Source organism: Methylobacterium nodulans ORS 2060 (genome assembly GCF_000022085.1).
Lineage (GTDB): Bacteria > Pseudomonadota > Alphaproteobacteria > Rhizobiales > Beijerinckiaceae > Methylobacterium > Methylobacterium nodulans.
The window spans coordinates 2,309,956-2,335,602 of sequence record NC_011894.1 but is presented as its reverse complement, the minus strand read 5'-3'; the positions used below and the strand labels follow the sequence as shown (position 1 = coordinate 2,335,602).

The following is a 25,647-nucleotide window of genomic DNA, read 5'->3' as shown; positions in this document are numbered from 1 at the left end:
CGTTTTCGGGAGGACGACGGCGATGACGATTAGAGATCCACAAGTGCTCTGAGCTACGGCATGTCATTGACTATGGATGCTACATGTGTCCCGCCCGGAACGCGCTGATGTTGTACTAACTCCGAAAGCTCTGGCAGGCAGAATGCTCACGGACTACGCCCACTGGGGCGAAACCTACATGCGGAACGGAAAGCTGCGCATCGATAATAATCGGATCATCCCATCGGGCGCTTGGATCGTAGAGAAAAATCATGTGTGCAAGAAAATTCCCGATGTTCTCAGTGCGTGCTACGAGATGTGGGTCGATCATGACTGCGTCGAGCTGCGACGGGCGAGCTCGCCTATTTTCGATGCTTACATCCGCGATCCGTAGAACAGGATGGCGCAGCATCTCGACCGCATCGTCCTACTGGCGATCCGCCTGAGGTACTCCTCGCAACTGTGATCCGGACCGCGATCATGCCTGATGCCCTCTCACACCGTTTCAAGGTTGCCATCGTCTGGTGGGGTGACGCCCGGGAGCGCGCGGAGGCGCGGCCGGAGACGAGCCGGCTCACCGCGATCTTCGCGGCGCTGGAGCGGCACGGAATCGCCGCCGAGCCGGCGGTCTGGTCGGACCCGCTCACCGACGATGTGCGCGCCCAGCTGATGGGCGTGGACGGGGTGCTGGTCTGGGTGAACCCAATCCCAGCACCGGGCAGCGGCGGGCGTGGGGTGCTGGATGATTTGCTACGGGAGGTGGCCGCGGCGGGCATCTTCGTCAGCGGTCATCCGGACGTCATCACCCGGATCGGCGTGAAGGAGGTGCTCCATCGGACCCGCGAGCTGGGCTGGGGCACCGACACCCACGTGTACAGAGATCACGCTGCGCTCGCGGCGGAGTTTCCTGCGCGGGTTGCGGCGGGCCCGCGGGTGCTGAAGCGGAACCGCGGCAACGGCGGGCTCGGGGTCTGGAAGGTTGAGCGGTCGACGGGGGCCGACGTCGCCGTCCAGGAGGCGTGGGGCGATCGTCACGGGCGCACCCTGCCGCTCGACGCGTTCATGGCGGAGCGGGTGGCCGACTTCACCGACGGCGGCACCCTGGTGGACCAGCCGTTCCAGGCGCGGCACCTAGAGGGCATGATCCGCTGCTATCTGTCGGGCGACAGGGTGGTGGGCTTCGGCCATCAGCGGGTCCGGGCCCTTGCCCCGCCCGAGGCGGGACCGGCGGAGCCCCGCCTCTATTCGGGGCCGGACGACGCGCGGTTCCAGTGCCTGCGGGGCCTGCTCGAACGGGAGTGGGTGCCGCAGATGGCCCGCCTGCTCGGCCTCGACCCGGAGGCGTTGCCGGTGATCTGGGACGCCGATTTCCTGCTCGGTCCGAGGAACCCGGCCGGCGAGGACACTTACGTGCTCTGCGAGATCAACGCGAGTTCGGTCTTTCCCATTCCGGACGAGGCACCCGAAGCCTTGGCCAACACGACCCTCAGGCGGCTCATCGCGGTCCGTGAGGCGCGTAATCGGGAAGCTATGCAGGCCCAGGTGCCCCCTCCAGAACGTAAGGCGGCCGAAGCGGAGTGACGACACTGTGTTCACGCGGTGAGGATGGAGGCTGGCATGTCCGCCTGGGTTGCTGTTCCAACTGACCTCGTTGCTGGTGTCCTGACCACGTTGCCAACCGATATACAGTCTTCGGCTGCCGAGTCAGGACCGCGTGTCGTCGATGTGCGAGATCGGACGACGCGCAGTCTTGAAGCGGTCTGTATCGCCGAGCAGGGCGATGCTTTGGGCTGGTGCAGCGCCTATCTGATCGGTGTGGCCGACACCCTGACGGCCTTTGGGGACGGGGGTCACAAGGGCGGCATCTGCAAGGCCCATTACGCGCTCGAGCAGTTGTCGGAGATCTTCCTGACTTGGACGCGGGCCCATGAGGCGCTCCTGCGGCTCGACATGTTGGCGGGAGCAAGCCTCGCGTTCCGTGAGAAATGGCCGTGCTCTCGAGGAAGCCAGCTTCTGCGGCAGCATGGGTATCGCTATGTACAACTCTACGCTCCGTCGATGAGCCCTGGTTATTCATCGCGCAACTCCGGGCCTGCGATCACTCAGGTGTGCTAGCGAGGGGGCTGCGCGAGGCTCTCGACAAATTGAATGCGAACGCGGGCTGAGTTCCGACGCGAAGCGACGGGCACCATGATCAGCTGGGCAACTCCGAACTTAACCGATCCTCAGATTAACGGAGAGCGCAGCGGTGCAATCTTGCTGCGCGTTGCCGGTTTTTCGAAGCGGTTTGGAGCAGACGTTGCGCTATCGGAGGTGGATTTTGCCGTGCGCGAAGGCGAGATCCTGGGCCTGATCGGCCCGAACGGCTCGGGCAAAACGACTCTGCTGGAGTGTCTGGCTGGACTGCTGTCCACCGATCACGGCAGCGTCACTTGGCGCGGCGAGGCCTTGCCGATCCGCTCGCGCAAGACCGTCTTGTTTTACCTGCCGGACGGCATTGCGCCCTTTACCGATCACCGTGTCGCCAACGTACTGTCGTTCTTCGGGGCGGCGTACCAGCTGCCGAAGGACGAGATCAACACGACCCTTGCGGCCCTCGGTCTCGCCCCCGTCCTGGGCAAGAGAGCTGGCGAGTTGTCCAAGGGCTACCGCCGGCGTCTGCTGCTGGCGATTGGGCTGCTGGCGCCGCACCCGCTGCTCCTCTTCGACGAGCCCTTCGATGGCCTCGACCTGCACCAGACTCGGGACGTCATGCGCCATCTGCGGAGCGTCGCTGCGCGTGGGCGGACTCTGTTTCTGTCCATTCACCAGCTCACCGATGCTGCACGCGTCTGTGACCGCTTCGTCCTGCTCAGTGCCGGCCGCGTCCGAGGCGAAGGTACGCTCGAGACGTTGCGCGCGACGGCTGGGCTCGCGTCCGACGCCGGGCTTGAGGAGGTGTTCCTTGCCCTTACCTGATCGCCCGCGCCTCCGGCGCGCGCCGCTGGCGCCACTGTTCGTGACGGAACTGCGTACCCTGCTCGCCGGCTGGGCCCTGTGGGCCGTATTGCTGCTTCTGTGTCCTGTGGTGGGTTACGGCTTCATTCAAGCGCTCGCGCTGTACGGTGAAGCGAGCCGGTCCGCCTCCTCGTTCCCGGAGCTCGCGCGCGGACTGTCACCCCTCGACGGGGTGCTGGTCCCGACCTTCGGAGCGTTCTACGTCGCAACCACTCTGCTCTTCCCGTTCGTGGCCATCCGGGCGCTTGGTGCCGAGAAGGCGGACGGCGGCCTCAAGCTAATGCTGCAGCTGCCCTACCGTTCGACGACACTCATCGCCATCAAACTTGCCGTGGTGCTTGTTGGTTGGCTGCTGACAGCGCTGCCTGGTCTTTCTGCGCTGTTGCTCTGGGCCTTGCTCGGCGGCCATCTCTGGCTGCCCGAGACGCTCACCTTGCTGCTGGGGCACCTCCTCTACGGCCTGCTGATCGCCTGCGTCGGTCTGTTCGCGGCGGCGGTGACCGATGGTCCGGCGACAGCCGCCATCGTCGCCTTGGCCTTCACGCTTGGCGCTTGGATCCTGGACTTTGCCGGCGCGGGCCAAGGGGAATGGATGCGCCGGCTGGCCGACCTTTCGCCGACCGCCGCGCTGCGGACGTTTGAGACTGGACTGCTCGCGGCTCCTGCGGTCCTCGGGATGCTGATCGCGGCGGCCGGTTTCGCCGCGCTGGCAACCCTGTGGCTGCGTCCCGGGCCGCCAGATCGCCGCCGAGTGCTGCTGTCTGCAAGTATCGTGACAGTCACACTCGCTGCCGCCGCGCTGGGTGGACAAACCAGCTTCTATCTCGACACGACTGAGAACCGGCGGAACTCGTTCGCGCCGGGCGACGAGGCGGCGTTGCGGAAGATCGCCGGGCCGTTGGCGATTACCGTGCATCTCTCGCCTGAGGACCCGCGCCTCGCAGATTTCGACCGTCAAGTTTTGGGGAAGCTGCGCCGCCTGCTGCCCAATCTCGACGTGACCCTCGCGGCGACGGCAAAGACATTGTTCTCGCAAGCCGACGACGATCGGTACGGGCTAGTGACCTACACGTATCATGGCGTCCAAGCCGAGAGCCGCTCGACCAGCCCACGCGAGGTGCTGCCGCTGATTTACGAGCTGACTGGCGTCGTAGCCGATCCGTCGGCGGCCACGGACTACGCGGGCTACCCGACCGTCGCCAATGCCAGCCTCGTCGCTCCGTGGTTCTACGGGGTGCTGCCTGCTGTCGTCGCCCTCGCATGGTGGCAGTCGCGACGGCCGGCGCGCGCCTTTCAGTTACGTGCAACAGGAGAGCGCCCATGACGTCCATCCTGCATCTGCCTCGACCGTCCCGGCGCGGGGTCGTGGCCGGCGCTGCGGCCTCCTTGGCGCTGCCGGCACTCATCCGATCAGTCTTCGCAGCCGCTCCGGGCGTTATCGATTTCTCGTCCGAGACGGTCGGTGCCGAACCGAAAGCATTCGTGCCGATCGTCGGCAACTGGGTCATCGCCGCTGACGGCGACAACCGTGTACTGGCCGTGGACGGGCGGCGTTGGCGTCCGGGCCAAGCATCGGCCGGCATCGCCGACAAGGCGCGGGCCATCTACGGCGAGCGCTATGCTGAGTTCCTCGATGGCGTGCAGGCCTACGCCTACTTCCCCTACGCGGTGGCCAAGGGCGTGGACGACTTCAGCCAGGGCGAAATCGCAGTTCGCTTCAAGGCCCTTGAGGGCCGGATCGATCAGGCTGCGGGCATCCTGTTCAACCTCAAGCCGAACGGTGATTACCTGACCGTACGTGCCAATGCTCTGGAGAACAACCTCGTATTATGGCGGGTCGTGCGGGGGAAGCGCAGCTCGGTAGAGTGGGTCCGCAACACACCTACCGCGTCACGTCGGTGGCACGATCTGCGGGTGTCGGTGAAGGGCCGCACGGTTCAGGGCTACCTCGACGGCAAACTGACGCTGACTCATGCACTGCCTGCTCCGGTCGCAGGCAAGGTCGGATTATGGTCGAAAGCTGACAGCTACGTCCTCTTCGACGACTTCACCGTCATTCAACCGAGCTGATCAAAGGGATGCTGCAACAAATGCCATTGATTTAGCCCTAACATTCACATGATTGTGAGATCAACGCGAGTTTCGTATCTCCAATTCCGGATGAGGCGCCCGATGCTCCGGCCCGAGCAACGCTCCGACGGCTTACCGCGGCCTGTCACCGCCGTACGGCCGGACAACTCTGACCTGATCGCGCGAGGCTGAATGTGACACCACATCGGATGAAACGATCATGCGCCGACTGATTGACCCCTCGCCGCTTTCAGCGTCATTACGCCCGACGACGAACCCCAGCTGTTCTTCATGGAGTTCTGGGCCAATGCCGATACGACTTGCCTGGCCAAGGGTCTGGTCGCCGCACCCCAGCACGTAAAGGCCACCCGAAGCTGAGCTGACGGGACAGTGTTCATGCGCAAGCACTGAGGCAAGCATGTTGGCCTGGTTCGTTGTCCCGATTGCCGTCCTCGCAGGTGCTCTGACGACGGTGCAGGCGGGTAGCAATGCCGCGCTGCGCAAGGGCCTGGGCGAGCCGATGGCGGCGCTCCTGGTCAACTACGCCCTGGGCTTTGGCGCGGTCATTTTGGCAAGCCTGCTTGTGCGCCAAGCCTGGCCGGGCCCCGATAAGATCGCCGGGGTGCCCTGGTGGGCCTGGGTTGGTGGACTGGCCGGGGCCGCTTACGGCCTGGCGGCCATTCTGCTGGCCTACCAGCTCGGTGCAGCCACGCTCATGGCCTCGGTGGTGACCGGCCAGGTGGACTCCTCCGTGATACTCGACCACTTCGGCTGGCTCGGGTTCGAAGTACATGCGGCGAACCTGTGGCGCTTGATCGGCATTGCCCTGATGATTGGTGGCATGGTGCTGGTCGCACGCTTCTGACCGCAGCAGATGGAAGTTCGGATGTCTGAACCCGACCTACACCCTTTCAAGGCGGCCCGAACCCATGCGCCTGTTCTTGCAGGTAAAGCCATGCCGGATCAGACACCGCGATACTGCCAATATATGACGAATACCGGTCTGATTGCGCCATTGGGCGACGAAGAAGCGAGATGTTATTATGCCATATAATGGCGATGCCGCTCGCGGCGCGCCAGCAGCGTGATCCCGCACAGAAGCCTGCGGAACGATGGCCATGCCGCAGCCCGCACAATATCAGGCCCGTCGCTCCGCCGCAGGCGGTGTCGTGGCTGTCTATCAGGACGGCAGTGCCGAACTGTCCTCGCTCCATGAGCGTGTGTCGCGCGCCGAGATTGCCAAGCGGCTCGCCGCTCTCATGAGCTTTGAATTCGGGGGCGAGTACGATCCTGCACGCCGCTATGGCGGTCCGGTCTACTTCGTTCCGAATCGGACACTCGTCGGCCTTGAGACGGCGAGTGACCTTGGGATCCGCGGTGAGCAGGATCTGTTCGGAGGCGTGGTGCCGCACGCCTTCGTGGCCACCAAGGCCATTACCCACCCGCTCGTGACCCCAGACGCGAACGCGCCTCCCGGATGGAAGCAGGCGTTCGGGGACGCGGTGCATAGCGTCGTCCTTGCCGGATTCACAGTGTTCACGCAGGAGGATGCCGTCCGCGCAACGGAGCAGCTCCTTCGGCGCGGGGGCGTGCGCCTCAAGCCGGTTCTAGCCACCGGAGGGCGCGGGCAAGTGCCGCTCTCGGATCTCGCCGCGTTGGAGGCCGCGCTCGGGGCGGTCGACCCGGGCGAGCTCTCCCGCTCCGGCCTTGTACTGGAAGAGAACCTCACGAGCACGACGACCTACAGCATCGGTCAGGTGCAGGCCTGCGATCTGCTCGTGAGCTACTACGGCACGCAGCGCCTCACGCCGGACAACGGCGGCCTCGAGGTGTATGGCGGCTCGGATCTCGTGGTTGTCCGCGGCGGGTTCGAGGCCCTGCTCGCCCTCGCCATGCCAGAGGCGGCACGGATCGCGGTGCAGCAGGCGCGCGCCTACGACGCCGCCGCATCGGCGCAATTCCCGGGCCTGCTCGCCTCCCGCAGGAACTACGATGTTGTTCAGGGGCTTGATGCGCAGGGGCGCTGGCGGTCCGGCGTCCTGGAGCAGTCCTGGCGCCTGGGTGGCGCGAGCGCAGCGGAAATCGCGGCCCTGGAGGCGTTCCATGCGGATCCGGGCCTCCAGGTTGTGCGCGCGTCCTGCGTCGAGAGGTACGGAGATGCTGCGGCTCCTCCCGCCGACGCGATCATCCTGTTCCGCGGCGTCGACGACGCAGTCGGAGCGATTTCGAAGCACGCAAAGGTCGAGCCGTATGATCCGGGATGAAAAGATCGAAATCGCGGTCGATCGCCGGCGGATCGCCGGCATCCTTGTCGGGCCGGCGACGGTCGTTCCCGGCATGCTGTTCGTCCACGGCTGGGCGGGGAACCAGGAGCAGGAGGTCGCCCGGGCGCGCGAGATCGCGGCACTCGGCTGCGGCTGCCTGACCTTCGACCTCCACGGCCACGCGGAAAGTGAGGCATATCGCGGTCCGCTGACGCGCGAGGACGATCTCCAGGACGTCGTCGCGGCCTACGATCGGCTCGCGTGCCAGGATGGGGTCGATCAGACAGCAATCGGCGTCGTGGGCAGCAGTTACGGCGGCTATCTTGCGGCAATCCTGACCTCGCTGCGGCCGGTCCGGTGGCTCGGCCTTCGTGCACCGGCCCTCTACAAGGATGAGGACTGGGCGGTGCCGAAGCAGCAGATCGACAGCCGGGCGCTCGCGGTCTACCGGCGCGGTCCCGTCGGCGCCGGCGAGAACCGGGCGTTGACGGCCTGCGCCCGCTACGAGGGCGACGTGCTGATCGTCGAATCCGAGCACGACGGCTTCGTGCCTCACCCGGCCATCATGAATTACCGCGACGCCTTTGACGCGGCGCGCTCGGTCACCTACCGGATGATCGAGGAGGCCGACCACACGTTGTCCGAGCTGTCCTGGCAGGAGGCGTACACCTCCATCCTCGTCAACTGGGCAACGGAGGTGGTGGTCGGGGCACGGGAAAGTGGCGCAGCCGCCACGGTGCACACCCACCTGCGCCCGTCACCCGCGCGCGGACGACCCCGTCCAGCCTGATGTCGGGGCCGTCGGTGGGTGATCGGCATCCAAAAGGGGCCCACTCAGCCCCAGTAATCCGAGCGCGGCATCGATCCTCATGTCGGAGGCGCCTCAGGGACGCTGGTGGCCGCCGTTACTGCCCACTTAAACGGGCTAATCCAGTCATTGTTGCCCATAATGTGCCTGCCTCTGCGCTCGACTTTGGCCAATCGAGTGACCCGGCTAAGCCGAATTGGGTGACGAAGCGGGCGTGCCGGATAGGCTGGGGGCGTCGCTCGCCGGCGACACCGTTATGCCGCCTCTTCCCGCCCGCTTCGCCGGCTCATCCTGGCGTTCGCGCCGCTCTTCGTCCACCGCTCCTGGCAACACGCCCAGATCCTGCTGATCGGCGCCATCCTGACCCTGGGTTGTCATACGGTGATGAGCGTCCTGCGGAACATGGGCTGCGCCACACAGAGGCCGTGCGCTGCCTGTCTCTCCTAGGGCCAGTGATCCCCACCACAGCGTCACCAGCGGGTCGGGTTAGAGACGTGGGCGCCCGGCCCACTGCCTTCCCGGACAAATCCGCCGCCGGGATATGCTGGGTTCATTACGCTCGGGATCGCCGAGCGGCGCGGCTGGTGCACGACCGGATCCGGCCCGCTGCCGGCGCACTACAAGATGGTCGGGCGGGACGCGCCGTGGCCGGATGAGGCGGGTAGGTCACGGCGGACGCTCAGAAGCTGCTCGCGATCTCCCTGATGCGTTGGGCAAGCTGGTAGGGCGCCATCGTGCGGAGCTCGCGGCCATGAATGAGCGCCCCTTTCTGACACCCCTCGACCACAGGCCGTCTGGGACCACGCAGACGCGAGCCGGCTTGCCTTGAGCATTAAGCTCCGCCACGGCGCGTCCGCCGGCTGCAGGAGCTTCGAGCATCTCCGAGGTGGAGATCAGGCGATCACTGCTGGCGAGCATTGTGGCTCTCTGGCTGGCCGCGACTTGTTGCACTGCAACATGACAGCGATATGGCAAAGTCTGGAGCCTGGATCAGGATTGGATGGTCCGCCCTCCGAGCCCCGAAACGACGGAGCCCGCCGCGGTGGGGCCGGGCGGGCTTGCTGGCTTCGGGTGCGGGGCGCATCAGGGTCGAAACCCAATCTGCTTGGCTATGAAGGGGCCGGTTGGGGTGGAAAGAGGCCCTCTACGCCTTCCTGCAATGGCTGGGGCTGACCCCTTCCGGACGTTCGCGGTGCGTGTGAGGAATGTCTGGTTGCGAGCGTTTTCCGGACAGTTGATTTTCTGACAGGGTTTCCTGACACAGATGGCTGAGGGGCTGGAGCGCCGGGCGGGACCCAATCCGCGTGGCAGATTTCCCGTCGTCTTCTTTACGCCGTCAGGCAAACAGAAAGAGCGGCTCGTTGCCGCCCTTCGCGTCTTACTGCTGCGCTTCGATGGCCGCGCGGGCGAATGCGTTGAGGGTTGTCACTGCCTCATCGAAGCGGTGTTCCGCCTCGGCGTTGCGCTGGAAGGCGACCCGTTGCACCAGGATCTCACGCGGCGTCGGCTGCTGCTGGAACAGCGTCATTACCTCGTCGATGAACGCGGCCAATGGGAGATACCCTTCACGGGTTGCCTGACCGGGCGTGAGGTCGGTCTGCACCGCGGGCGGCACCAGTTCGATCACCTCGATTTTGCCCTTCAGCGCCTCCCGTAGCGCGACCGTGTAGCTGTGCAGGGCCGCTTTGGTCGCCGAGTAGGTCGCGGCCGGGATGAGCGGCACGAAAGCCAGGCCGGAGGTGACGTTGACCAATGCCGCGTCGGGCTGACGGCTCAGGTGCTCGACCAGGGCGTTGGTCAGCCGGATGGGGCCGAGCAGGTTGGTCGTGACCGTCGCCTCGGCATCTTGGAGGTCGCGGACCTGATCCAGCACTTCGAAGCGCATGATCCCGGCGTTGTTGACCAGCACGTTGAGGGCCGGGTGTTCGGTCACCATGCGTTGCGCGAACTCGATGATGCCTTCAGCGCTGTCGATGTCGACGGTCATGGCGTGCATGTTCGGGCGGCCAGCAATCGCCTGTTGCAGCGCCTCCATCCGGCGGCCGGCGACAATGACAGTATTGCCGAGATCATGGAAACGGTGCGCGAGAGCTTTGCCAATACCTGAGCCGCCGCCAGTAATGAGGACGGTGTTACCCCTTGTTTTCATGAGAACGACTTTCTCTGTTGCCCTCAGAGAAAATATCGCCAATGCTCTCCGTACAGAAGTAGGCACCAAAAAGATTTATACGCACCAAACGGAGAGTGTAGGATGCGCAGGGTGTTAGCCGACCCGCAGATCGAGGCGCGGCGCCAACAACCCATCCCGGAGGAGGTCGATCCGGCCATCGAGGCCTTGGTCCATGACATCATTGGCAAGGTGGCTGACAAATGGACCATGCTGGTCCTGGAGGCCTTGCACGAACACGGCACGCTGCGCTTCACGCAACTCGGCAAGGCGGTGGGTCGGATCAGCCAGAAGATGCTGACGCAGACGGTGCGGCAAATGGAGCAGGACGGCCTAGTGCGGCGGACGGTGCACCCCGTGATCCCGCCGCACGTGGACTACGCGCTCACGCCGCTCGGCGAGAGCCTGGGGGCAGCCTTCTGTGGCGTGTGGATCTGGGCGGAAACGCACCACGCCGAGATCCAGCGGGCCCGCGAGGCGTTCGCCGCCGGCGACGCCAAAGAGGCGCGGGGACGTCACCCGGCGGCGGTCCAAAAATCATGACATTTGAACCATGCAGGCAGGCGCGATCCTGCGGACGCTCGAATTCTTCAATGCGAACTTAGGGCGGGCATCTACCAGAGGCGCCTTGCCCAGCGCGGGTTCACGTGTCGAACGCCCGACGCCGCCGGACAGGCCGAGGTTAAGCGTCTGACAAAACCGTCGTTTTCCGCACATGTGCTATGCCCTGAACTTCGAAGCATCAGCCGAGGAGTGTGGCTGGAGCCGAGGACCACTTGGGCGGCGTGCGATCGGTTCCCCGCTCCGTTCGCTGCCCACACACGGAAACATCGGGACCCTCATCAGGCTCGGCGCGTTCTGATGGCAACACCGGTCTGCCGGCTCGGCAGACCAGACGATGTGCCGTCAGTAACCAGGAGGATGTCTGCATGGCTACGAAGCAGAAAACCCTGCAGGATGCTTTCTACGAGACCCTGAAGGACGTGTACTATGCTGAAAAGCAGTCCGTGCGCGCCTTGAAGAAGTCAGCCAAAGCCGCCGAGCACGAGGAGCTGCGTCAGGCGTTCGAGACCCACGCCGAGGAGAGCGCCACCCAAGTTGAGCGCCTGCAGCAGGTATTCGAGATCCTCGGTAGGCCGGCTCGGGCCAAAACCTGCGAGGCGATGCAGGGCCTCACCGCCGAAATGGAGGAGGACCTGGAAGACTTCGGTGGCGGCCCGGCCGCCGACGCCGTGCTGGCGGGCTGCGCTCAGGCGGTCGAGCACTATGAGATCGCTCGCTATGGCACCCTCAAGACCTGGGCGATCCAGCTCGGCTACAAGGATGCCGCCAAGCTGCTCGACGAGACCCTCCAGGAAGAGAAGAAGACCGATCAGCTCCTGTCGCAGATTGCTGAGCGGATCAACGTCGAAGGCGCAGCCGGTTCGGAAGGCGCCGGCGAAGGCAAGGCAGCCTGAGATCAGAGTTCGAGGGTGGCGCCCGCGACGGCGCCGCTCCTTCGCCAGGGAGTTCAGGACATGACGAACCGGGCCCCGAAGTCGGTCAGCCTGCCGGAGAGCCCCACGGCGCATCTGGCGCCCGAAAGCGGGTTCAGCTCCGTGCTCGGACGCAACATTCACATGCTGCAGGAGCGCCGCCGAGCCGAGGAGGGGCATGCCTCTTTCCAAGACCGCCTTGCCGGGGCGATCACCCGGTTCACCGGCAGCATGGCTTTCGTGTACGTGCACCTGGCGATCGTGGCGCTCTGGATTGCTGTCAATGTGGGCTGGATCCCGCAGCTGCCGCGGTTCGACGAGACGTTCGTGATCCTGGCCACCGCCTCGTCGGTGGAAGCAATCTTCCTCTCGACGTTCGTGCTGATCAGCCAGAACCGGGCAGCGGCGGCCGCCGATAGCCGAGCGGATCTGGATCTGCAGATCAACCTGCTCTCCGAGCACGAGGTCACGCGCCTGCTGACGCTGACGATCGCGATCGCCGAGCGACTCGGCATCGAGGAGGCAAAGGATCCGCAGCTGGATGAACTGCAGGAGCACGTCGCTCCCGAGAAGGTTCTCGACGAGCTGGAGGATCGCGAGGCGTCGTGAACCGCGGTAGGTCAATCAGCCAAGAGGCGCATTCACCGTGCAGGTAACACGCGTTTAATTTCCTGACATGCAAACCTGACAGGTTTAAGCGGCTGGAAAACCGTCGTTTTGCTTACATCACAGTCTCGGTGATAATGGCCTGCCCGTCGCCATAGGTCAGAACCCAGCACGGCCAGCTCCTCAGGTCGTCAGCTTCCATCCTGAACTCCTGACTGGTGTTCGGCAGTAAGCTCATGGCTGGTCGAAGGTGACGGGAGGGAGCCGCCGATGTCGAAAGAGAACAAAGGACCAGCGAAGATGGGTACGCTGTCGTACTACTCTGTTATGAACGCGGAGCAGTTGGATTTCCAACAAAGGCGCGCACTTACGTCCGTCGTTCACGAGGCTATCCAGCTTGCCCCGAAAGCTTACGAGGTCGTGGTCGGGCGGGTCGAAGTCAGAGGCCCACACGCCGGAGTGTACGAGGTCACCGTGCGCCGGGTGGCGTAGGCTATCGGAGATGCACTCGGCCCCGATCGAATTGCCAAAGCTGCCGGCGGCGGCTCGGGGCAGCCGCTCCCTATCCGGCCTAAAGGAGGCAGAGGTATGTCAGAGCAGGAAAAGATGCACGAGGGCGCGCGCTATAGCGTCGAGAACGGAGACCAGATGGATTTCCACTTGCGGCAGTACCTGGCAGGGATCGTTCAGGAAGCCAGACAGATCGATCCCAAATCTTCCGAGGTTCGGGTCGGGCGGGTCGAGGTCCAGGGCGGAACGACGGCAAAGTACGAGGTGATCGTGCGCCGGGTCTGATAGGGCGGTCAGCGGTACCGTTTCCGCGTGACGTCGTGCAGCTCGATGCCATCGAGAGCGTGCGCCAGCTGCTGATCGGTCATCCGCTTGGATCAGGGGCAGGCCACCGCAGACATTACTCCTTCGGAGAGCCGGGTCACGACCCGGTACAAACAGGATCCCGACCTCGCCCCCAGATTGCCGTACCTGAAAGAGGCTGATCGCATCGCTTGCAATGGTGGGGGGCGGCCTGTCCGGAACCGGTCGTTTTCTGCGCACGTCCTGTTGCCGATAGTTCGCTCAAGCCTCAACCAGCAGGCGCGCGCTCCAGGCTGATCCACATCTGCCGAGGTTGGCGCCTCAGGATGCCGCCGCAGCGATGACCGCCCTCCAGTCGAGCCGGAGCACGGGACGACAGCTTTTGCGGTGTAGCCACGGCGATCGATCATCAAACAGACCTGCGGCTGGATCGCTCGCTGCCGCCATGATCCTCGTCAGACGCCTCGCAAGATCGCTCTGAAACGAGGTCTAGCTTACGAAACTTTCGGCCAGGTTCTGCGTTTCGCGCGCGAGTGAGCATGCGCTCGCTAAGTGAAAGACAGGTGCTCAACGAGGCCTGTCTAATGCGGTGTTTCACGCGCAGCAATGACCTTTGCTTTCTGAAGGAGGGTCATCATGACGAACGATAGAACACAGGCTCGGCTTCTGCCGTCCATTGTACGACTCAGCCTGGGCGCGCTCCTGATCATCTCGCCTTGGGTCTGGGGGTACGCCCAGCAGAGGATGCCGGCCGCAAGCGCCATCCTCAGCGGCACCATTATCGCTCGCCTCGGCTTGTCGGGTATCATTCGCCCGAAGTCCTGGATCGCGTCCTTCTCGGCCTTGGTCGCGGCCTGGATGCTTCTTGGACCATGGCTCCTCGGCTTCTCGGGTGAGGGCGCTGCCGCGATCCTTCACTGGATCGTCGGCATTCTCACGCTCGGGCTGGAGGCCGGCGAAGCGGGTGTCCTGAGAAGCCTCGTAGAACGGGCACGACGCGCCTCAGCGGGCGGGGGCCGGGAGCCGCTGTCATGCTGACGCCATTCATCCTGATGCTCGCTCCCGCGAGCGGCGTCCCTGTCCTGACAGCGCCCGCATTGTTTCGCGCGCTGCTGGAGCTCCGGTACCCTACCAAGCCCTCGGATCAGGTCGGCGCAACGGGCAAGCCGGCAGACACTCACGCCGGTACGCCGCGGCCAGGGAAGGCGAAGAGGTCCCGGCTGGAAAAAGGTGCGAGCAGCGCGTCCATACCGGCGCTACGCACCAGCCGCGAACGCCAGCATCCCGTGCCGGGCGCGAGGCCGTGCGTGGCCGCGGCCCGCGCGGAGAGGGTGCGCCAATCAACCAGGCTGCGAAGATCGTGATGGCGCTGCCCGTGCCGCTCCTCGAGGCACGGAGGGCGCGCCATCCTCACCGCTCGGGCGAAGGAAGAGCGTCCTCGTCGGCGGCTTTCAGGAGCGCGATCAGCCGCTTCACGCAGCCGGATGTCGGGGAGCGCCCCTCATTCAGCATGGCCTCGTCGTTCTCCAGCCAGAGGCGGGCCTCGGCGAGTTCGGCCGCCGTCGCACCGGTCTTGAGGATTTCGGAGAGGGTGAGGTCGTCGACCGGGCCAGCCAGCGCCCGCGCCTCCGACCGCGGCAGCGTGTCCGCTATGACGGGTCCTCCATCATCGTGAACGGTGACGTGCCACCACGTGGGGCCGGATGGCCGTCAATCAAGGCGACCCCGCCGAGACGGAATGCTGTCGAGCGCGAAGCCAGCGCTCAGGATATCATCCTCGGCCTCGAGTGTATCGCGCTCCAATCATCTACCAGTCGTTTCGGTGTTCCGCGGAGCGAGAAGGCGATGCGCCTACACGTTCTAAAATTTGTGCTGACCGACTCTTGAACGGGAGAGCACCGTTACTATCTCTTTGCTCGCCAAGGCTGAACAGCTTGGCACTTCGGGCGCCGGCGGGTGTCCGGCGCTCTCATATCCATGTTGCTCACTGGAGGATGTGGCTATGAGATACGACCTCTCTCCCCTCTATCGCTCGACGGTCGGGTTCGACCGATTGTTCGACATGCTCGACCAGGTCACAGATGTCGAGCCGCTGGCCGGCTGGCCGCCCTACGACATCGAGAAGATGGGCGAGGACCAGTACCGCATCACCATGGCGGTGGCGGGCTTCACCCCGGACGAGATCGAGCTGACGCAGACCGACACCACCCTCCTCGTCGCCGGCAAGAAGGCGGAGGCCGAGGGTGAGCGCCAGTACCTGCACCGCGGCATCGCCGGACGCGCCTTCCGCCAGACCTTCAACCTCGCCGAGCACGTGAAGGTCACGGGGGCGGGGCTGGAGAACGGCCTGCTGATGATCGACCTCAAGCGCGAGGTGCCGGAGGCCCTCAAGCCACGGCGCATCGCGATCCAAGCGGGCACCCCGGCGCTCGGGCAGGACGACACGCCCGCGCAGATCGAGGCCAAGGCGGCCTGAGGCGCAGACCGGAGCAACTGACGCACTGACATGGCAGGCCACTGGCCATGGGGAGGCCCCCGGTCGGCGGCTGCTTGACCCAGACATGGAGAGAGACGATGGCCGTAAGAGACCTGATCCCCTGGGGCCGGGGCCGCACGACGGCCCCCGCAACGATGTCGGGCTCCGAGGTGAGCCCGTTCCTCACCCTGCATCGTGAGATGAACCGGCTGTTCGACGACGTGTTCAGCCGCTTCGAGACGGGTATGCCCTCGCTGCTGAGCCCGCTGCCGTCCTGGCCGAGTGTCGAGGTCAGCGCCACCGACAAGGAGGTGCGCGTCTCCGCCGAGCTTCCCGGCCTGGAGGACAAGGATGTCGAGGTCCTGGTGGACGAGGACACCCTGACCCTGCGGGGCGAGAAGAAGGCCGAGACCGAGGACAAGGAGCGCGGCTTCAGTGAGCGCACCTACGGCCGCTTCGAGCGGGTGATCGCGCTGCCCTACCCGGTCGAGGACGACAAGGCCCAGGCCGTGTTCAAGAACGGGGTGCTCACCGTGACCCTGCCGAAATCGGCCAAGGCGCAGGAGCGCGCCAAGCGCATCCCGGTCAACGGCCAGGGCACGACCCAGCACTGAGCCCGCATCAGGTCCGGTGCGCCGCGCGGCGCGCCGGACCTCAGCCCCTTCGCTCGCCTGAGGGAGGGACACCATGGAGCTGCAGAGAGCCGAAGCGTCCGTTGCTGAGCGCCCGTTCTCGCCCGAGATAGAAGCCCCGGGTCCGTCGGAGCCGTCGTTCGTGGACGCGCTCGTCGACCCGCTGGGCGTGTTCAGAAGTCCGGAGGAGGTGGTCCAGCATCCCTGGTTCACGCACCAGGAGAAGCGGGCCATCCTGCTGTCGTGGGTGCGTGACGAGCTCGTAGCCGAGCAGGTCGCGTGCAAGGCCGTCCCCGGATCACCGTCCCACTCGCGCGTAGACGCGGTAATCGCCGCCTTGTCGCGGTTCGATCCCCTGGCAGCGGGCGAGTACCTCTCGGCCGTCGAGAGCCTGCGCCGGCGCCCCCGCGGACGCAAGGGCACTCGGATGCAATAGCTCGGATGCAGTAGGGAGAGAGCGGGCCATGTCGATCAGCTTCGCTTCCACCCCCGGCATCGGACACAACTCGGGATGTACGCTGCCCATCGTCCCGCCGCCGTCCTGGCCGCCGGGCACACAGGTGCGCATCTCGCGCCGCCAGCGCCCGGTCACCACTTCCGGGCGGGCGCGCGACGGCGAGTGGGTGCTGCGCTTCGAGCGACACACCGCGCCCGAGATCGAGCCGCTGATGGGCTGGACGGCCGGGGACGACACCCTGGCCACGCAGGTCGAGCTCCGGTTCGCGTCACGCGAGGACGCGGTGGCGTACGCCGAGCGGCAGGGCCTGTGCTACCGGCTCGACGGGTGCGCCGTCCCGGTCGGCTGCGCTGCGAAGCTGCCGAGCAATCGTGAGTACAGCGACACCGCTGGGCAGCTCTACGCCACGGCGCTGACGTGGATGGATGCCAGCTATGGCCGGGCGATCGTCGAGCGCCGTCCCGACTTCGAGCGGGCGCTGGTCAACCCGGCCGCGGTGTTCGGCTCGCCGGCTGAAGTGTTGCATGATCCGAGCCTGTTATTGTCCGAGAAGCGCGAGGTGCTGCGGCGCTGGGCCTGGGACGCGTGGCTGCTGGAGGTGGCCGCCGACGAGGCGATGGCTGGCGGGGAGCCCTCACAGCTGGACGAGGTGACGGAGGCACTGGCAGCACTCGACCGCGCCGAGCGTACTCGGCTCATCATCGTCACGCGCACCGACGGTGAGGAACGGCTACGGTCTGGCCTGCGAGCCTGACGACTGAAGGAACGATCTCGGCACAGCCCGCATCTTTCAGGGTGCGGCCGGCTGTTCAGCCATGAGGATGCGTCGGGCTCTCCCGGACCCCTCGATCTCGCATGCTGCTGGCCGGAGGTGTTGCGGGTCTGGTCGGTGCGGTCATCCGCGACGCGTTCAGCCGGCATCTCGACCCCGCAGTCGACTGGGGAACGGGAGCCCAGATAGCCGTGCAGGTGGTGGCCACTGCCGTCGTCATGGCCCTGCTCCTCTGGCTCATGCGCCGCATGCCTTCGTGAGGCGCGTCTCTGTTTCCGTACCGCGCCTTCTGCGAATGGGAGGTGGATCAGCAGGTGCGATCCGAGAACCTTCTAGAGGTCCGCTGTCGGCTGGCGAGCGGCCATTCCGACAGCACCGGACGAAGGTCTGCAAGTGGCGCGAAGCAGCTGCCAGCTCAGCGTCCGCAGAGGGTCGAAATCCGATCGCATGACACGTTCCACGCAATAGAAAAGCCCGCCCGCGGCGGGTGCCGGGCGGGCATCGGAGGTGCCTTGGGGCGCCGAGTCAGCGGTGGTGCTGGTCGCGGCGGGAGCCGCGAGGCTGGCCCTGGTGAGGCCCGCGGCCGCCTTGCTCCAAATCTTCGAGGCGGTCGGTGAGACGCTCCAAGACGCTGATCAGCTGGTCATTGTGCCGGGCCGTGTCCGACGCGGTGTCCTCGCGGATGGCCAGGGCCAGCTCCTTCACCGCGTCCGTCAGGTCGGCCACGGCGATCGCATCGAACACCGCCGGCCCGGCCGTAGCGGCGATGTCCCGGGCCGTCTCGGGCTTCAACGCCTCGGCTTTCCTGGCCTCCAGCCGGTAATCGAGCAGCGTCTTGATGAAGCCATTCAGCGGGACGAGGAGGCCGGGTCACCTGGGAGGGCTTCGTCCTCGCGGACAAGAAGCGGTATCAGCCTGTGCGGACGGACCCGCGCGCCGGGTTGCGCGCGCTGACAGCGGTGGCCGACGGCTCGCAAGTGCAGTGCATGCTCTGGGTCGGCGCACTGAACTCGTCCTTCATGAAGACGGACGCGCAGCAACAGGGCGACCGGGTGGAGCTCGTCGCCACCAACGACCGCGACATGGCGAAGACCGCCAAGGATGCCCGCGGGCAGCCCGTCTACGTCTACGGCGAGGTTCCCTCCAACACCTATCCGCGTCTCCAGCCGCGGGGAGTGCTCGGCGATTCGAAGTCCGTCGACACCATGGCGGTCGACGCCCTCTTCGTCGTGTCCCTCCCGTGGATCAATGCCAACGGAGCGACCTACGACAAGTTGCTCCGTGATTTCGCGGCGGCGAAGCCCGAGATCCAGGCCATCGCCAACCCCGCGCGGTGACCCGACGACCCGCCGCGGGCCGGGAATCGCCTGCAGCATCCCACCAGTACGGAGTATCGAGATGGGCTTCTTCAGCAACCTGCTTAAGAGCGGCCAGCAGGCCGTGGCCGCATCGAGGCCCGCCTGGAGGCGCTTTCCGCCGAACACGACCGGCTGATGAGCGGCTACGTCAAAGGCTTCATCACCGAGGCCGATGCCGCGGCGCGGCTGCCCGTGATCAAGGCGGAGCGGGCGAACCTGGAAGCCGAACTCGCGCACCTCGCCGATGCCGGCCGCCTCCTCACTATCGAGAGCAACGTCGTCGCGGGCTACCTTAATCAGGTCCGCGATCTCGCTGGCACGCTGAGCGACTACGCCCGGGGCGAGGATGAGGCCAGCCGGCGCCTCATCGCGAGCTTCCGCGGCCTGATCAAGAGCGTCACCGTTCTACCGGGACAGCCCCGCCGCGGGATCGAAGTTGAGGTGGAAGGCCGTCTGTCAGCGCTGGTGAGTGAAGCGCGATCCGACGGCCTTAGTGGGAGATCTGTGGTAGCGGAGGAGGGACTCGAACCCCCGACACAAGGATTATGATTCCTCTGCTCTAACCAGCTGAGCTACTCCGCCGCTCCGGGCCGGGAAGCGTCCCCGGCGTCGCGGTGGCGCGATATAGGGAGGTCGGAGGCGGCCTGTCAAGAAACCGTCGCAGCCTTCCGCTCTGGTTTTGCACCAGGCCCTCAAGCCCTCAGAGCGCGTCGCCCAGAATCTCGGCGACCTGCGGGATGTCCTTGTCGCCACGGCCCGAGAGGTTGACCACCATCAGGTGGTCGCGGGGCTTCGTCGGGGCGAGCTCGGCCACCTTGGCGAGCGCGTGCGCGGGCTCCAGCGCCGGGATGATGCCTTCGAGCAGGGAGCAGAGCCGGAACGCCTCCAGCGTCTCCTGATCGGTCGCCGACAGATAGGTGACCCGCCCCATCTCGTGCAGCCACGCGTGCTCGGGGCCGATCCCCGGGTAGTCGAGGCCCGCCGAGATCGAGTGAGCGTCGGCGATCTGGCCGTCCTCGTTCATCAGCAGGTAGGTGCGGTTGCCATGCAGCACCCCCGGCCTGCCGCCCGTCAGCGAGGCAGCGTGGAGGCCCGTCGACACGCCGCGGCCCGCCGCCTCGACGCCGTAAATCTCCACCTCCCGGTCATCGAGGAAGGGATGAAACAGGCCCATCGCATTCGAACCGCCGCCGATGCAGGCGACCAGCGAGTTCGGCAGCCGGCCTTCCAGGGCGAGCATCTGCTCCTTCGTCTCGCGGCCGATCACCGCCTGGAAGTCGCGCACCATCGCCGGATAGGGATGCGGGCCCGCCACGGTGCCGATGCAGTAGAACGTATCAGCGACGTTCGTGACCCAGTCGCGCAGGGCCTCGTTCATCGCGTCCTTCAGGGTCCGGGTGCCCGATTGCACCGGCACCACCTCGGCGCCCAGCATCTTCATGCGGAAGACATTCGGCTTCTGCCGCTCGACATCGACCGCGCCCATGTAGACGACGCATTTGAGGCCGAACCGGGCGCAGAGCGTCGCTGTCGCGACCCCGTGCTGGCCGGCTCCCGTCTCGGCGATGATCCGCGGCTTGCCCATGCGCCGGGCGAGCAGGATCTGGCCCAGCACGTTGTTCACCTTGTGCGAACCGGTGTGGTTGAGCTCCTCGCGCTTGAAGTAGATCTTGGCGCCGCCGAAATGGGCGCTCATCCGCTCGGCGAAGTAGAGCGGGCTCGGCCGGCCGACATAGTGGGTCAGGTAGGAATCCATCTCCGCCTGGAAGGCCGGATCGGCCTTGGCCTCCGCGTAGGCCCGTTCCAGTTCGAGGATGTTGGGCATCAGCGTCTCGGCCACGAAGCGGCCGCCGAAGATGCCGAAACGGCCGCGCTCGTCCGGGCCGGTGCGGAATGAGTTCGGGGTCTGGGGAGCTGTCACGGCTGCCTGTCCTTGGGAATCGGGTGCGGGGCGGCGCGCGACGGCCGGCGGTCCGGAAACACCCGCGGAGCCAGCCTTAGGACCAATCCGCCCGAAGGGCAATTTCCCCAAGGACGGCCACGCTTTCAGTGGTCCGCGCCGGGATCCGTACCCTGCCGGGCCGCGGCCACGAAGGCGCGGATCAGGTCCGGATCCTTCCGACCTGGGCTGCGCTCCACGCCCGAGGAGACGTCCACGGCGGCGGCGCCGGTGAGCGCCACCGCCTCGGCGACGGTCGCGGGCGTGAGCCCGCCGGAGAGCATAAAGGTCGGCGCGAGCCGGGCCTCCCGGATCAGGCGCCAATCGAAGGCTTGGCCGTTGCCGCCCGGCAATGCCCCCGGCGCGGGCTTGGCGTCGAGCAGGATGCGGTCTGCGGCGCCCGCATAATCCGCCACCCGGGCGAGATCGGCGAGGGTCGCGACGCCGAGCGCCTTCAGAACCCTCCGCCCGGTGCGGGCCCGGACCGCCGCCGCGCGCTCCGGGCTCTCGCCGCCGTGCAGCTGGATCCAGTCGGGATCGAGGCCGGCCATGACCGCGTCGAGGAGCGCGTCGTCGGGATCGACGAGGAGCACGACGCGCTCCGCCCTCCCCTGCGCCCGCCGCGACAAAGCCGCCCCGGTCGCGAGGTCGACATGCCGGGGGCTTCTCGCGAAATGCACGAGGCCGATCAGGTCCGCGCCGGCCGCGAGCGCCGCGTCGAGCGTCTCCGGGGTGCTGAGGCCGCAGATCTTCACGCGGACGGGGACGGGAGGCATCGTCATGCCTAGTCTATAGAGCATTTTCCGACGAAGTGGATGCCGGTTCGTCGCAGAAAATGCGGCAAAATCAAAAAGCTAGAGCAGGATCCGTTCCACCGTGAACGGATGCCGCTCTGGCGCGCGGCCGCGCCCGCCGCGCGGTCGCGAAAACGCGCAGGGCGCCGCGGAACCGGCGAAGCTCTGCCGCGTTATGCGCGCGCGAGGCCTCCGGGAGGCTCGCGGCGCCGGACGGATCCCGGCGCACCTTGGATTCACGTTGCTCATCCGGAGGATGTGATGATGAGGACCACCGACATCGCCCCCCTGTACCGCCTGACGGTCGGGTTCGACCGCCTGCTCGACCTGATGGAGCAGACGAGCCGGGTCGAGCCGATGACCGGCTGGCCGCCCTACAACATCGAGAAGACCGCCGCGGAAAGCTACCGGATCACCATGGCGGTGGCCGGGTTCGGCCCGGACGAGATCACGCTGACGCAAACCGGAACCACGCTCCTCGTCACCGGCCAGAAGAACGAGTCCGACGAGAGCCGACAGTTCCTGCACCGCGGCATCGCCGGGCGCAGCTTCCGCCAGACCTTCAACCTCGCCGATCACGTCTCCGTCACCGGCGCCAGCCTCGATCACGGCCTCCTGGTGATCGATCTCGTGCGCGAGGTGCCGGAGGCGCTGAAGCCGCGCCGCATCCCGATCGGCGCCGGGTCGCCAGCCCCGGCCCGGATCGAAGGCCGCGCCGAGGCCGCGTGAGGAGCGAGGCGGCGAGATGCATCCGAACCTCACGCGCAGCGACACGACACAAGCGGAGACGGCCGGCCTCGCATGGGCCTTCGCCGATCCCGCCGCGGTCCTGGCGGCGCCTCATCTGACCCCGCCGGAGAAGCGCGCCATCCTGGCGGACTGGGCCTCCGATGCCCACGCCGTCGATTCGGACCCGGGCTTGCGGCACCTGCCGGGAACAGCCTCTCCGGTCTCCGTCGATGCCATCCTCGAGGCGCTCCGGCAGCTCGACCGGATGGAGACCCGGCCCGCCGGACCGGCACGGCCCCTGCACTGAGCGGAGGGCCGCGCCCTCAGGCGGCGCGGCCCTCCGCGTGACGCCATACCGCCACGGCTGCCGCGAGGTCTTCCAGCGCGGCCCCGACCGACTTGAACACGGTGATCTCTTCCGGCCGCGACCGGCCGGCGACCGTGCCGCGGCAGAGCCCGGCGAGGTCGCCGCGCACGGCCTCGGCCGCGAGCGCCCCGGAGGCGACCGCGACGGCGACGTCGCCGCCCTTGGCGAGCGCGTCGGGCGTGTCGACATAGACGGAGGCCCGCTGGAGGGCGGCGTCATCCGCTTCCCGCATCTGCGGCGTGAAGGCGCCCACGAGATCCAGATGCGTGCCGGGCGCGAGCCAAGCGCCCCGAACGAGCGGGACCTCCGACAGGGTGGCACAGCAGATCAGGTCGGCCGCCCGTGCGGCCGCTTCGAGATTCTCGACCGCCCGCGCCGGCAGCCCCTCGGCGGCGAGGCTGGCGGCAAGCGCGCGGGCCGGATCCGGCCGCCGGTTCCAGATCGCGATCTCGCGCAAGGGCCGCTCGGCGGCATGCGCCCGGATCATGAAGGGGGCGAGGGCGCCGGCCCCGACCATCAGCAGGCGGCTCGTATCGGGTCGGGCGAGATAGCGGGCGGCGAGCGCCGAAGCGCCGGCCGTCCGCCACAGGGTCAGCCGGGGCGCGTCGACGAGCGCGAGCGGTAGCCCCGTCGCCCGCTCGCTCAGGAGCACGCCGCCCTGGAAGGTCGCAAGGCCCCGCGCCGCATTGCCGGGATGGAGCGTCAGCACCTTCACCACGAGATGCTCCGCATCCCAGGCCGGCATCAGCAGGAGCGTGGCATCGCCTGCGGGGTCCGGCAGCGTGTGGAGATGGCGCGGCGGCGTGGTCGTCTCCACCCGGAAGGCGGCCGCGAGCGCCGCGACCATACGGGCGGGCGTCAGCGCGGCGTCGACCTCGGCGGCGGAGAGGACTTTCACGGCAGAGCGCGATCAGGCGCGGGAAGCAGGGGCCGGCAGCGCGGCGGAGCGATCGGCCGCGATCCGCAGCCGATCGCTCTCGTGGCGCAGGCGGTCGAGCTCGCGGCTCTTCGCCCGGCGGTCGCGGCGGATCTTGCCCTCGCTGAGCCAGGTGCCGCAGCCGCCCACCACGATGCCGAGCGCCACGGCCGCGAAGATGAGCGCATAGAGCGGCACGGTCAGGCTGAAGGCCGGAGCGCCCTGCGAGAAGGGATCGAAGGACACCGTCACGGCCTGGCGGTTGGCGACCGCCAGCAACACCACGACGACGGCGATGGGAAGCAGGATCAGGCCCTTGAGGAAGCGGATCATCGGACAGCCCGGGTAAGAGGACGAATGCGGACGGAGCCCGGCGGTCAGGGCACCTCGGCCGGCTCCCGCGCCTCGGAGCCGATTCCGGCGGCGTTCAGGCGCAGGCGCATTTCCTTGCCGGTCTTGAACACGGGGATCGCCTTCTCGGCCACGGCAACGGCGGCGCCCGTGCGCGGGTTGCGGCCCCGCCGCGCTTCCCGGCGCTTGACCGAGAAGGCGCCGAAGCCGCGCAGCTCCACCCGGTCGCCGCGGGCGAGCGCGTCGGCGATCGTGTCGAGGATGGCGTTCACGATGTTCTCGACGTCGCGCTGATAGAGATGCGGATTCTGCTCGGCGATCTTGAGGACGAGCTCGGACTTGATCATGGGGTGCGGTCTCGGGCAGGCGTCTCGACGGATCATCGGAGCGCCGGCGGCGCTCTCCAGACGGGCGGGATCGGGCTCAGGGCGTCGGCGCCGCGCCCGGCCGCCAGAGCGCCAGCAGGCCACCCTGCGCGAGCGCGGCTGCGTCCTCCGTGGTGCGGCGCAGGCGGCCCGCCACCTCCTCAAGGCCGAGCAGCGAGGCCGCCGAGAAGAGATTGAAGGTCCGATCGCTCCGCGGCTTCCAATCCCGGATGGGCAGGTCCTTGGCGACCTTGCGCTCGCGCTCCAGCCAAGCCACCGCCTGCCGCTCGCTGCCGGTCTCGTCCACCAGCTTCAGCTCGACGCCCTGGCGCCCGCTGAACACCCGGCCGTCCGAAACCGCGCCGAGCTCGGCGGGCGTCAGCTTGCGCCGCTCGGCCACGAGATTCTTGAACCACACATAGGTGTCGCCGACGATGGCCTGGAGCGCGGCCCGCCCCTCGGGCGAGGTCGGATGGAAGCCGCTCGGCTCCGCCTTGAGGGGCGAGGACTTCACCTGCTCGACCCGCACCCCGACCTTGTCGAGGAGGCCCGAGAGATCGGGATACTGGAACAGCACGCCGATCGACCCGACGAGCGAGGTCTCGCGCGCCACGATGTGATCGGCCGCGAGCGCCGTGATGTAGGCGCCGGACGCCGCCGTGCCGTCCACGAAGGCCACGACCGGCTTCTTCTCGGCGAGCTGGCGCAGGTTGCGGAACAGCTCCTCGGAGCCTGTCGTGGTGCCGCCCGGTGAATTGATCGACACGATCACGCCCGACACGGCCGACGAATCGCCCACCCGCTTCATCAGCTCGCGGGTCTTCTCGCTGCCGGCGATGAAGCCGTCGATGCTGATGCGGGCGATCTGCGGGGTGATGGCCGGGAACGGGCCCCGCGCCCCGGCAGCCCGCCAGCCGACCGCGCCCGCGGCGACGATCAGCGCGCCGATTCCGACCACGCGCCAGAACGAGAGCTTCCGGCGTAAGGAGCGCCGGTCGAGGAGAAGTTCGGCATCAATGGCCATGCGGCGCTACTACCCTTCTGATCAACCCGAGGCGGGCCCCCAAGTGCTTGGTGCAAGTCCTTGGTGCGCCTCGCTCCGCGGCGCTGTTCTACCCCCGCCTGTCGCGCAGCGGCAAGAGCGCGATGAAGGGATCGGGCCGGATGACCTCCCGTTCCCGCCGCGATCCCGCGGGCCTGCCTCGGAAGTCGCGCTGCACGCGCATGCGGATCTGGAAGGCATCCGCGCTGCGGGTCGTCACGACCAGCCGGGCCGAGACCCTGCGGCCCGGACTTCGGCCGATTCGCACAT

30 protein-coding genes and 1 tRNA gene are annotated in these 25,647 nt (G+C 66.9%); 22 read left to right on the top strand and 9 right to left on the bottom strand.

Going from position 1 to position 25,647, the window contains the following annotated elements:
• Window positions 1-142 precede the first annotated feature (142 nt).
• The 9 genes from MNOD_RS10755 (at window position 143) to MNOD_RS10715 (ending at window position 8,100) form a co-directional block, all read left to right on the top strand.
• Complete coding sequence (locus MNOD_RS10755; RefSeq protein ID WP_015928897.1) at window positions 143-373, top strand: hypothetical protein; 231 nt, start codon at window positions 143-145, stop codon at window positions 371-373.
• Between the two features lie 86 nt (window positions 374-459).
• Window positions 460-1,560 (top strand): Cj0069 family protein, encoded by a 1,101-nt coding sequence (locus tag MNOD_RS10750; protein WP_015928896.1) that lies wholly within the window; start codon window positions 460-462, stop codon window positions 1,558-1,560.
• 36 nt (window positions 1,561-1,596) lie between these two features.
• Window positions 1,597-2,094: a Rap1a/Tai family immunity protein gene (locus MNOD_RS48895; RefSeq protein WP_015928895.1), complete on the top strand. Its 498-nt coding sequence runs from the start codon at window positions 1,597-1,599 to the stop codon at window positions 2,092-2,094.
• Window positions 2,095-2,169: 75 nt separating this feature from the next.
• On the top strand, window positions 2,170-2,937 hold the full coding sequence (locus MNOD_RS10740; protein WP_083786366.1) for an ABC transporter ATP-binding protein: 768 nt from the start codon (window positions 2,170-2,172) through the stop codon (window positions 2,935-2,937).
• A complete protein-coding gene (locus tag MNOD_RS10735) occupies window positions 2,924-4,300 on the top strand; it encodes an ABC transporter permease subunit (RefSeq protein ID WP_015928893.1) in 1,377 nt (458 codons plus the stop codon). Before MNOD_RS10740 ends, MNOD_RS10735 begins: the two co-directional genes overlap by 14 nt.
• Entirely contained in the window at window positions 4,297-5,046 is a 750-nt protein-coding gene (locus MNOD_RS10730; RefSeq protein ID WP_015928892.1) for a LamG domain-containing protein, read from the top strand. Before MNOD_RS10735 ends, MNOD_RS10730 begins: the two co-directional genes overlap by 4 nt.
• Window positions 5,047-5,464: 418 nt before the next feature.
• On the top strand, window positions 5,465-5,911 hold the full coding sequence (locus tag MNOD_RS10725; protein ID WP_015928891.1) for a DMT family transporter: 447 nt from the start codon (window positions 5,465-5,467) through the stop codon (window positions 5,909-5,911).
• Between the two features lie 304 nt (window positions 5,912-6,215).
• Complete coding sequence (locus MNOD_RS10720; protein WP_244424701.1) at window positions 6,216-7,310, top strand: DUF3182 family protein; 1,095 nt, start codon at window positions 6,216-6,218, stop codon at window positions 7,308-7,310.
• The gene (locus MNOD_RS10715) at window positions 7,297-8,100 is read left to right on the top strand and encodes an alpha/beta hydrolase family protein (protein WP_015928889.1); all 804 of its coding nucleotides are present in this window, start codon (window positions 7,297-7,299) and stop codon (window positions 8,098-8,100) included. Before MNOD_RS10720 ends, MNOD_RS10715 begins: the two co-directional genes overlap by 14 nt.
• A 1,396-nt stretch (window positions 8,101-9,496) precedes the next feature.
• On the opposite strand, the gene MNOD_RS10710 is transcribed toward MNOD_RS10715, so the two are convergent.
• Window positions 9,497-10,267, bottom strand: coding sequence for an SDR family oxidoreductase (locus MNOD_RS10710; RefSeq protein WP_015928887.1), 771 nt, complete (start codon window positions 10,265-10,267; stop codon window positions 9,497-9,499).
• A 102-nt stretch (window positions 10,268-10,369) separates the two neighbouring features.
• Here MNOD_RS10710 and MNOD_RS10705 point away from each other — a divergent pair, with 102 nt between their 5' ends.
• The 10 genes from MNOD_RS10705 (at window position 10,370) to MNOD_RS47975 (ending at window position 17,776) form a co-directional block, all read left to right on the top strand.
• A complete protein-coding gene (locus MNOD_RS10705; RefSeq protein ID WP_015928886.1) occupies window positions 10,370-10,828 on the top strand; it encodes a winged helix-turn-helix transcriptional regulator in 459 nt (152 codons plus the stop codon).
• Between the two features lie 386 nt (window positions 10,829-11,214).
• Complete coding sequence (locus tag MNOD_RS10700; RefSeq protein ID WP_015928885.1) at window positions 11,215-11,742, top strand: YciE/YciF ferroxidase family protein; 528 nt, start codon at window positions 11,215-11,217, stop codon at window positions 11,740-11,742.
• Window positions 11,743-11,802: 60 nt separating this feature from the next.
• Window positions 11,803-12,369 carry a DUF1003 domain-containing protein gene (locus tag MNOD_RS10695; RefSeq protein WP_015928884.1) on the top strand — a complete coding sequence of 189 codons (567 nt, stop codon included), beginning with the start codon at window positions 11,803-11,805 and terminating at the stop codon, window positions 12,367-12,369.
• A 585-nt stretch (window positions 12,370-12,954) separates the two neighbouring features.
• Entirely contained in the window at window positions 12,955-13,161 is a 207-nt protein-coding gene (locus MNOD_RS10685; protein WP_015928882.1) for a hypothetical protein, read from the top strand.
• A 654-nt stretch (window positions 13,162-13,815) separates the two neighbouring features.
• Window positions 13,816-14,217, top strand: coding sequence for an SPW repeat protein (locus MNOD_RS10680; protein WP_015928881.1), 402 nt, complete (start codon window positions 13,816-13,818; stop codon window positions 14,215-14,217).
• Window positions 14,218-15,181: 964 nt separating this feature from the next.
• Window positions 15,182-15,655 carry an Hsp20 family protein gene (locus MNOD_RS10670; protein ID WP_015928878.1) on the top strand — a complete coding sequence of 158 codons (474 nt, stop codon included), beginning with the start codon at window positions 15,182-15,184 and terminating at the stop codon, window positions 15,653-15,655.
• A gap of 98 nt (window positions 15,656-15,753) precedes the next feature.
• Complete coding sequence (locus MNOD_RS10665; protein WP_015928877.1) at window positions 15,754-16,269, top strand: Hsp20/alpha crystallin family protein; 516 nt, start codon at window positions 15,754-15,756, stop codon at window positions 16,267-16,269.
• A gap of 73 nt (window positions 16,270-16,342) precedes the next feature.
• Complete coding sequence (locus MNOD_RS41305; RefSeq protein ID WP_015928876.1) at window positions 16,343-16,723, top strand: hypothetical protein; 381 nt, start codon at window positions 16,343-16,345, stop codon at window positions 16,721-16,723.
• A gap of 28 nt (window positions 16,724-16,751) precedes the next feature.
• Window positions 16,752-17,498 (top strand): NADH dehydrogenase ubiquinone Fe-S protein 4, encoded by a 747-nt coding sequence (locus MNOD_RS10655; protein WP_015928875.1) that lies wholly within the window; start codon window positions 16,752-16,754, stop codon window positions 17,496-17,498.
• A gap of 101 nt (window positions 17,499-17,599) precedes the next feature.
• Window positions 17,600-17,776, top strand: coding sequence for a hypothetical protein (locus tag MNOD_RS47975; protein WP_015928874.1), 177 nt, complete (start codon window positions 17,600-17,602; stop codon window positions 17,774-17,776).
• Window positions 17,777-18,041: 265 nt separating this feature from the next.
• Here MNOD_RS47975 and MNOD_RS10650 read toward each other — a convergent pair whose 3' ends face one another.
• Window positions 18,042-18,308 carry a hypothetical protein gene (locus MNOD_RS10650; RefSeq protein ID WP_050783304.1) on the bottom strand — a complete coding sequence of 89 codons (267 nt, stop codon included), beginning with the start codon at window positions 18,306-18,308 and terminating at the stop codon, window positions 18,042-18,044.
• 149 nt (window positions 18,309-18,457) lie between these two features.
• Between MNOD_RS10650 and MNOD_RS10645 the strand changes: the two genes are divergently transcribed.
• Entirely contained in the window at window positions 18,458-18,853 is a 396-nt protein-coding gene (locus MNOD_RS10645; protein WP_157091419.1) for a type 2 periplasmic-binding domain-containing protein, read from the top strand.
• A 526-nt stretch (window positions 18,854-19,379) separates the two neighbouring features.
• On the opposite strand, the gene MNOD_RS10640 is transcribed toward MNOD_RS10645, so the two are convergent.
• The 3 genes from MNOD_RS10640 to MNOD_RS10630 form a co-directional block, all read right to left on the bottom strand.
• A tRNA-Met gene (locus MNOD_RS10640) sits at window positions 19,380-19,456 on the bottom strand.
• Between the two features lie 118 nt (window positions 19,457-19,574).
• Window positions 19,575-20,795 (bottom strand): tryptophan synthase subunit beta, encoded by a 1,221-nt coding sequence (trpB, locus tag MNOD_RS10635; protein WP_015928872.1) that lies wholly within the window; start codon window positions 20,793-20,795, stop codon window positions 19,575-19,577.
• Between the two features lie 125 nt (window positions 20,796-20,920).
• On the bottom strand, window positions 20,921-21,589 hold the full coding sequence (locus tag MNOD_RS10630) for a phosphoribosylanthranilate isomerase (RefSeq protein WP_015928871.1): 669 nt from the start codon (window positions 21,587-21,589) through the stop codon (window positions 20,921-20,923).
• Between the two features lie 282 nt (window positions 21,590-21,871).
• Here MNOD_RS10630 and MNOD_RS10625 point away from each other — a divergent pair, with 282 nt between their 5' ends.
• Both MNOD_RS10625 and MNOD_RS10620 read left to right on the top strand, forming a co-directional pair.
• A complete protein-coding gene (locus tag MNOD_RS10625) occupies window positions 21,872-22,336 on the top strand; it encodes an Hsp20 family protein (RefSeq protein WP_043750838.1) in 465 nt (154 codons plus the stop codon).
• Window positions 22,337-22,352: 16 nt separating this feature from the next.
• Window positions 22,353-22,643, top strand: coding sequence for a hypothetical protein (locus tag MNOD_RS10620; RefSeq protein ID WP_015928869.1), 291 nt, complete (start codon window positions 22,353-22,355; stop codon window positions 22,641-22,643).
• A gap of 16 nt (window positions 22,644-22,659) precedes the next feature.
• On the opposite strand, the gene lhpI is transcribed toward MNOD_RS10620, so the two are convergent.
• The 4 genes from lhpI to sppA form a co-directional block, all read right to left on the bottom strand.
• The gene (gene lhpI / locus MNOD_RS10615) at window positions 22,660-23,601 is read right to left on the bottom strand and encodes a bifunctional Delta(1)-pyrroline-2-carboxylate/Delta(1)-piperideine-2-carboxylate reductase (protein WP_015928868.1); all 942 of its coding nucleotides are present in this window, start codon (window positions 23,599-23,601) and stop codon (window positions 22,660-22,662) included.
• Window positions 23,602-23,613: 12 nt separating this feature from the next.
• Window positions 23,614-23,952, bottom strand: a complete 339-nt coding sequence (locus MNOD_RS10610) for a LapA family protein (RefSeq protein WP_015928867.1) — start codon at window positions 23,950-23,952, stop codon at window positions 23,614-23,616.
• A 44-nt stretch (window positions 23,953-23,996) separates the two neighbouring features.
• Window positions 23,997-24,317, bottom strand: coding sequence for an integration host factor subunit beta (ihfB, locus tag MNOD_RS10605; protein WP_015928866.1), 321 nt, complete (start codon window positions 24,315-24,317; stop codon window positions 23,997-23,999).
• Window positions 24,318-24,393: 76 nt separating this feature from the next.
• A complete protein-coding gene (sppA, locus tag MNOD_RS10600) occupies window positions 24,394-25,359 on the bottom strand; it encodes a signal peptide peptidase SppA (RefSeq protein WP_015928865.1) in 966 nt (321 codons plus the stop codon).
• Window positions 25,360-25,647 lie beyond the last annotated feature (288 nt).

What these genes read in the sequence shown, in the direction of transcription:
- MNOD_RS10755 (WP_015928897.1), top strand. Translation starts at nt 143, where the DNA reads ATGCTCACGGACTACGCCCACTGGGGCGAAACCTACATGCGGAACGGA.
- MNOD_RS10750 (WP_015928896.1), top strand. Translation starts at nt 460, where the DNA reads ATGCCTGATGCCCTCTCACACCGTTTCAAGGTTGCCATCGTCTGGTGG.
- MNOD_RS48895 (WP_015928895.1), top strand. Translation starts at nt 1,597, where the DNA reads ATGTCCGCCTGGGTTGCTGTTCCAACTGACCTCGTTGCTGGTGTCCTG.
- MNOD_RS10740 (WP_083786366.1), top strand. Translation starts at nt 2,170, where the DNA reads ATGATCAGCTGGGCAACTCCGAACTTAACCGATCCTCAGATTAACGGA.
- MNOD_RS10730 (WP_015928892.1), top strand. Translation starts at nt 4,297, where the DNA reads ATGACGTCCATCCTGCATCTGCCTCGACCGTCCCGGCGCGGGGTCGTG.
- MNOD_RS10725 (WP_015928891.1), top strand. Translation starts at nt 5,465, where the DNA reads ATGTTGGCCTGGTTCGTTGTCCCGATTGCCGTCCTCGCAGGTGCTCTG.
- MNOD_RS10715 (WP_015928889.1), top strand. Translation starts at nt 7,297, where the DNA reads ATGATCCGGGATGAAAAGATCGAAATCGCGGTCGATCGCCGGCGGATC.
- MNOD_RS10710 (WP_015928887.1), bottom strand. Translation starts at nt 10,267, where the DNA reads ATGAAAACAAGGGGTAACACCGTCCTCATTACTGGCGGCGGCTCAGGT.
- MNOD_RS10705 (WP_015928886.1), top strand. Translation starts at nt 10,370, where the DNA reads ATGCGCAGGGTGTTAGCCGACCCGCAGATCGAGGCGCGGCGCCAACAA.
- MNOD_RS10700 (WP_015928885.1), top strand. Translation starts at nt 11,215, where the DNA reads ATGGCTACGAAGCAGAAAACCCTGCAGGATGCTTTCTACGAGACCCTG.
- MNOD_RS10695 (WP_015928884.1), top strand. Translation starts at nt 11,803, where the DNA reads ATGACGAACCGGGCCCCGAAGTCGGTCAGCCTGCCGGAGAGCCCCACG.
- MNOD_RS10685 (WP_015928882.1), top strand. Translation starts at nt 12,955, where the DNA reads ATGTCAGAGCAGGAAAAGATGCACGAGGGCGCGCGCTATAGCGTCGAG.
- MNOD_RS10680 (WP_015928881.1), top strand. Translation starts at nt 13,816, where the DNA reads ATGACGAACGATAGAACACAGGCTCGGCTTCTGCCGTCCATTGTACGA.
- MNOD_RS10670 (WP_015928878.1), top strand. Translation starts at nt 15,182, where the DNA reads ATGAGATACGACCTCTCTCCCCTCTATCGCTCGACGGTCGGGTTCGAC.
- MNOD_RS10665 (WP_015928877.1), top strand. Translation starts at nt 15,754, where the DNA reads ATGGCCGTAAGAGACCTGATCCCCTGGGGCCGGGGCCGCACGACGGCC.
- MNOD_RS41305 (WP_015928876.1), top strand. Translation starts at nt 16,343, where the DNA reads ATGGAGCTGCAGAGAGCCGAAGCGTCCGTTGCTGAGCGCCCGTTCTCG.
- MNOD_RS10655 (WP_015928875.1), top strand. Translation starts at nt 16,752, where the DNA reads ATGTCGATCAGCTTCGCTTCCACCCCCGGCATCGGACACAACTCGGGA.
- MNOD_RS47975 (WP_015928874.1), top strand. Translation starts at nt 17,600, where the DNA reads ATGCTGCTGGCCGGAGGTGTTGCGGGTCTGGTCGGTGCGGTCATCCGC.
- MNOD_RS10630 (WP_015928871.1), bottom strand. Translation starts at nt 21,589, where the DNA reads ATGCCTCCCGTCCCCGTCCGCGTGAAGATCTGCGGCCTCAGCACCCCG.
- MNOD_RS10625 (WP_043750838.1), top strand. Translation starts at nt 21,872, where the DNA reads ATGAGGACCACCGACATCGCCCCCCTGTACCGCCTGACGGTCGGGTTC.
- MNOD_RS10620 (WP_015928869.1), top strand. Translation starts at nt 22,353, where the DNA reads ATGCATCCGAACCTCACGCGCAGCGACACGACACAAGCGGAGACGGCC.
- MNOD_RS10610 (WP_015928867.1), bottom strand. Translation starts at nt 23,952, where the DNA reads ATGATCCGCTTCCTCAAGGGCCTGATCCTGCTTCCCATCGCCGTCGTC.
- ihfB (WP_015928866.1), bottom strand. Translation starts at nt 24,317, where the DNA reads ATGATCAAGTCCGAGCTCGTCCTCAAGATCGCCGAGCAGAATCCGCAT.
- sppA (WP_015928865.1), bottom strand. Translation starts at nt 25,359, where the DNA reads ATGGCCATTGATGCCGAACTTCTCCTCGACCGGCGCTCCTTACGCCGG.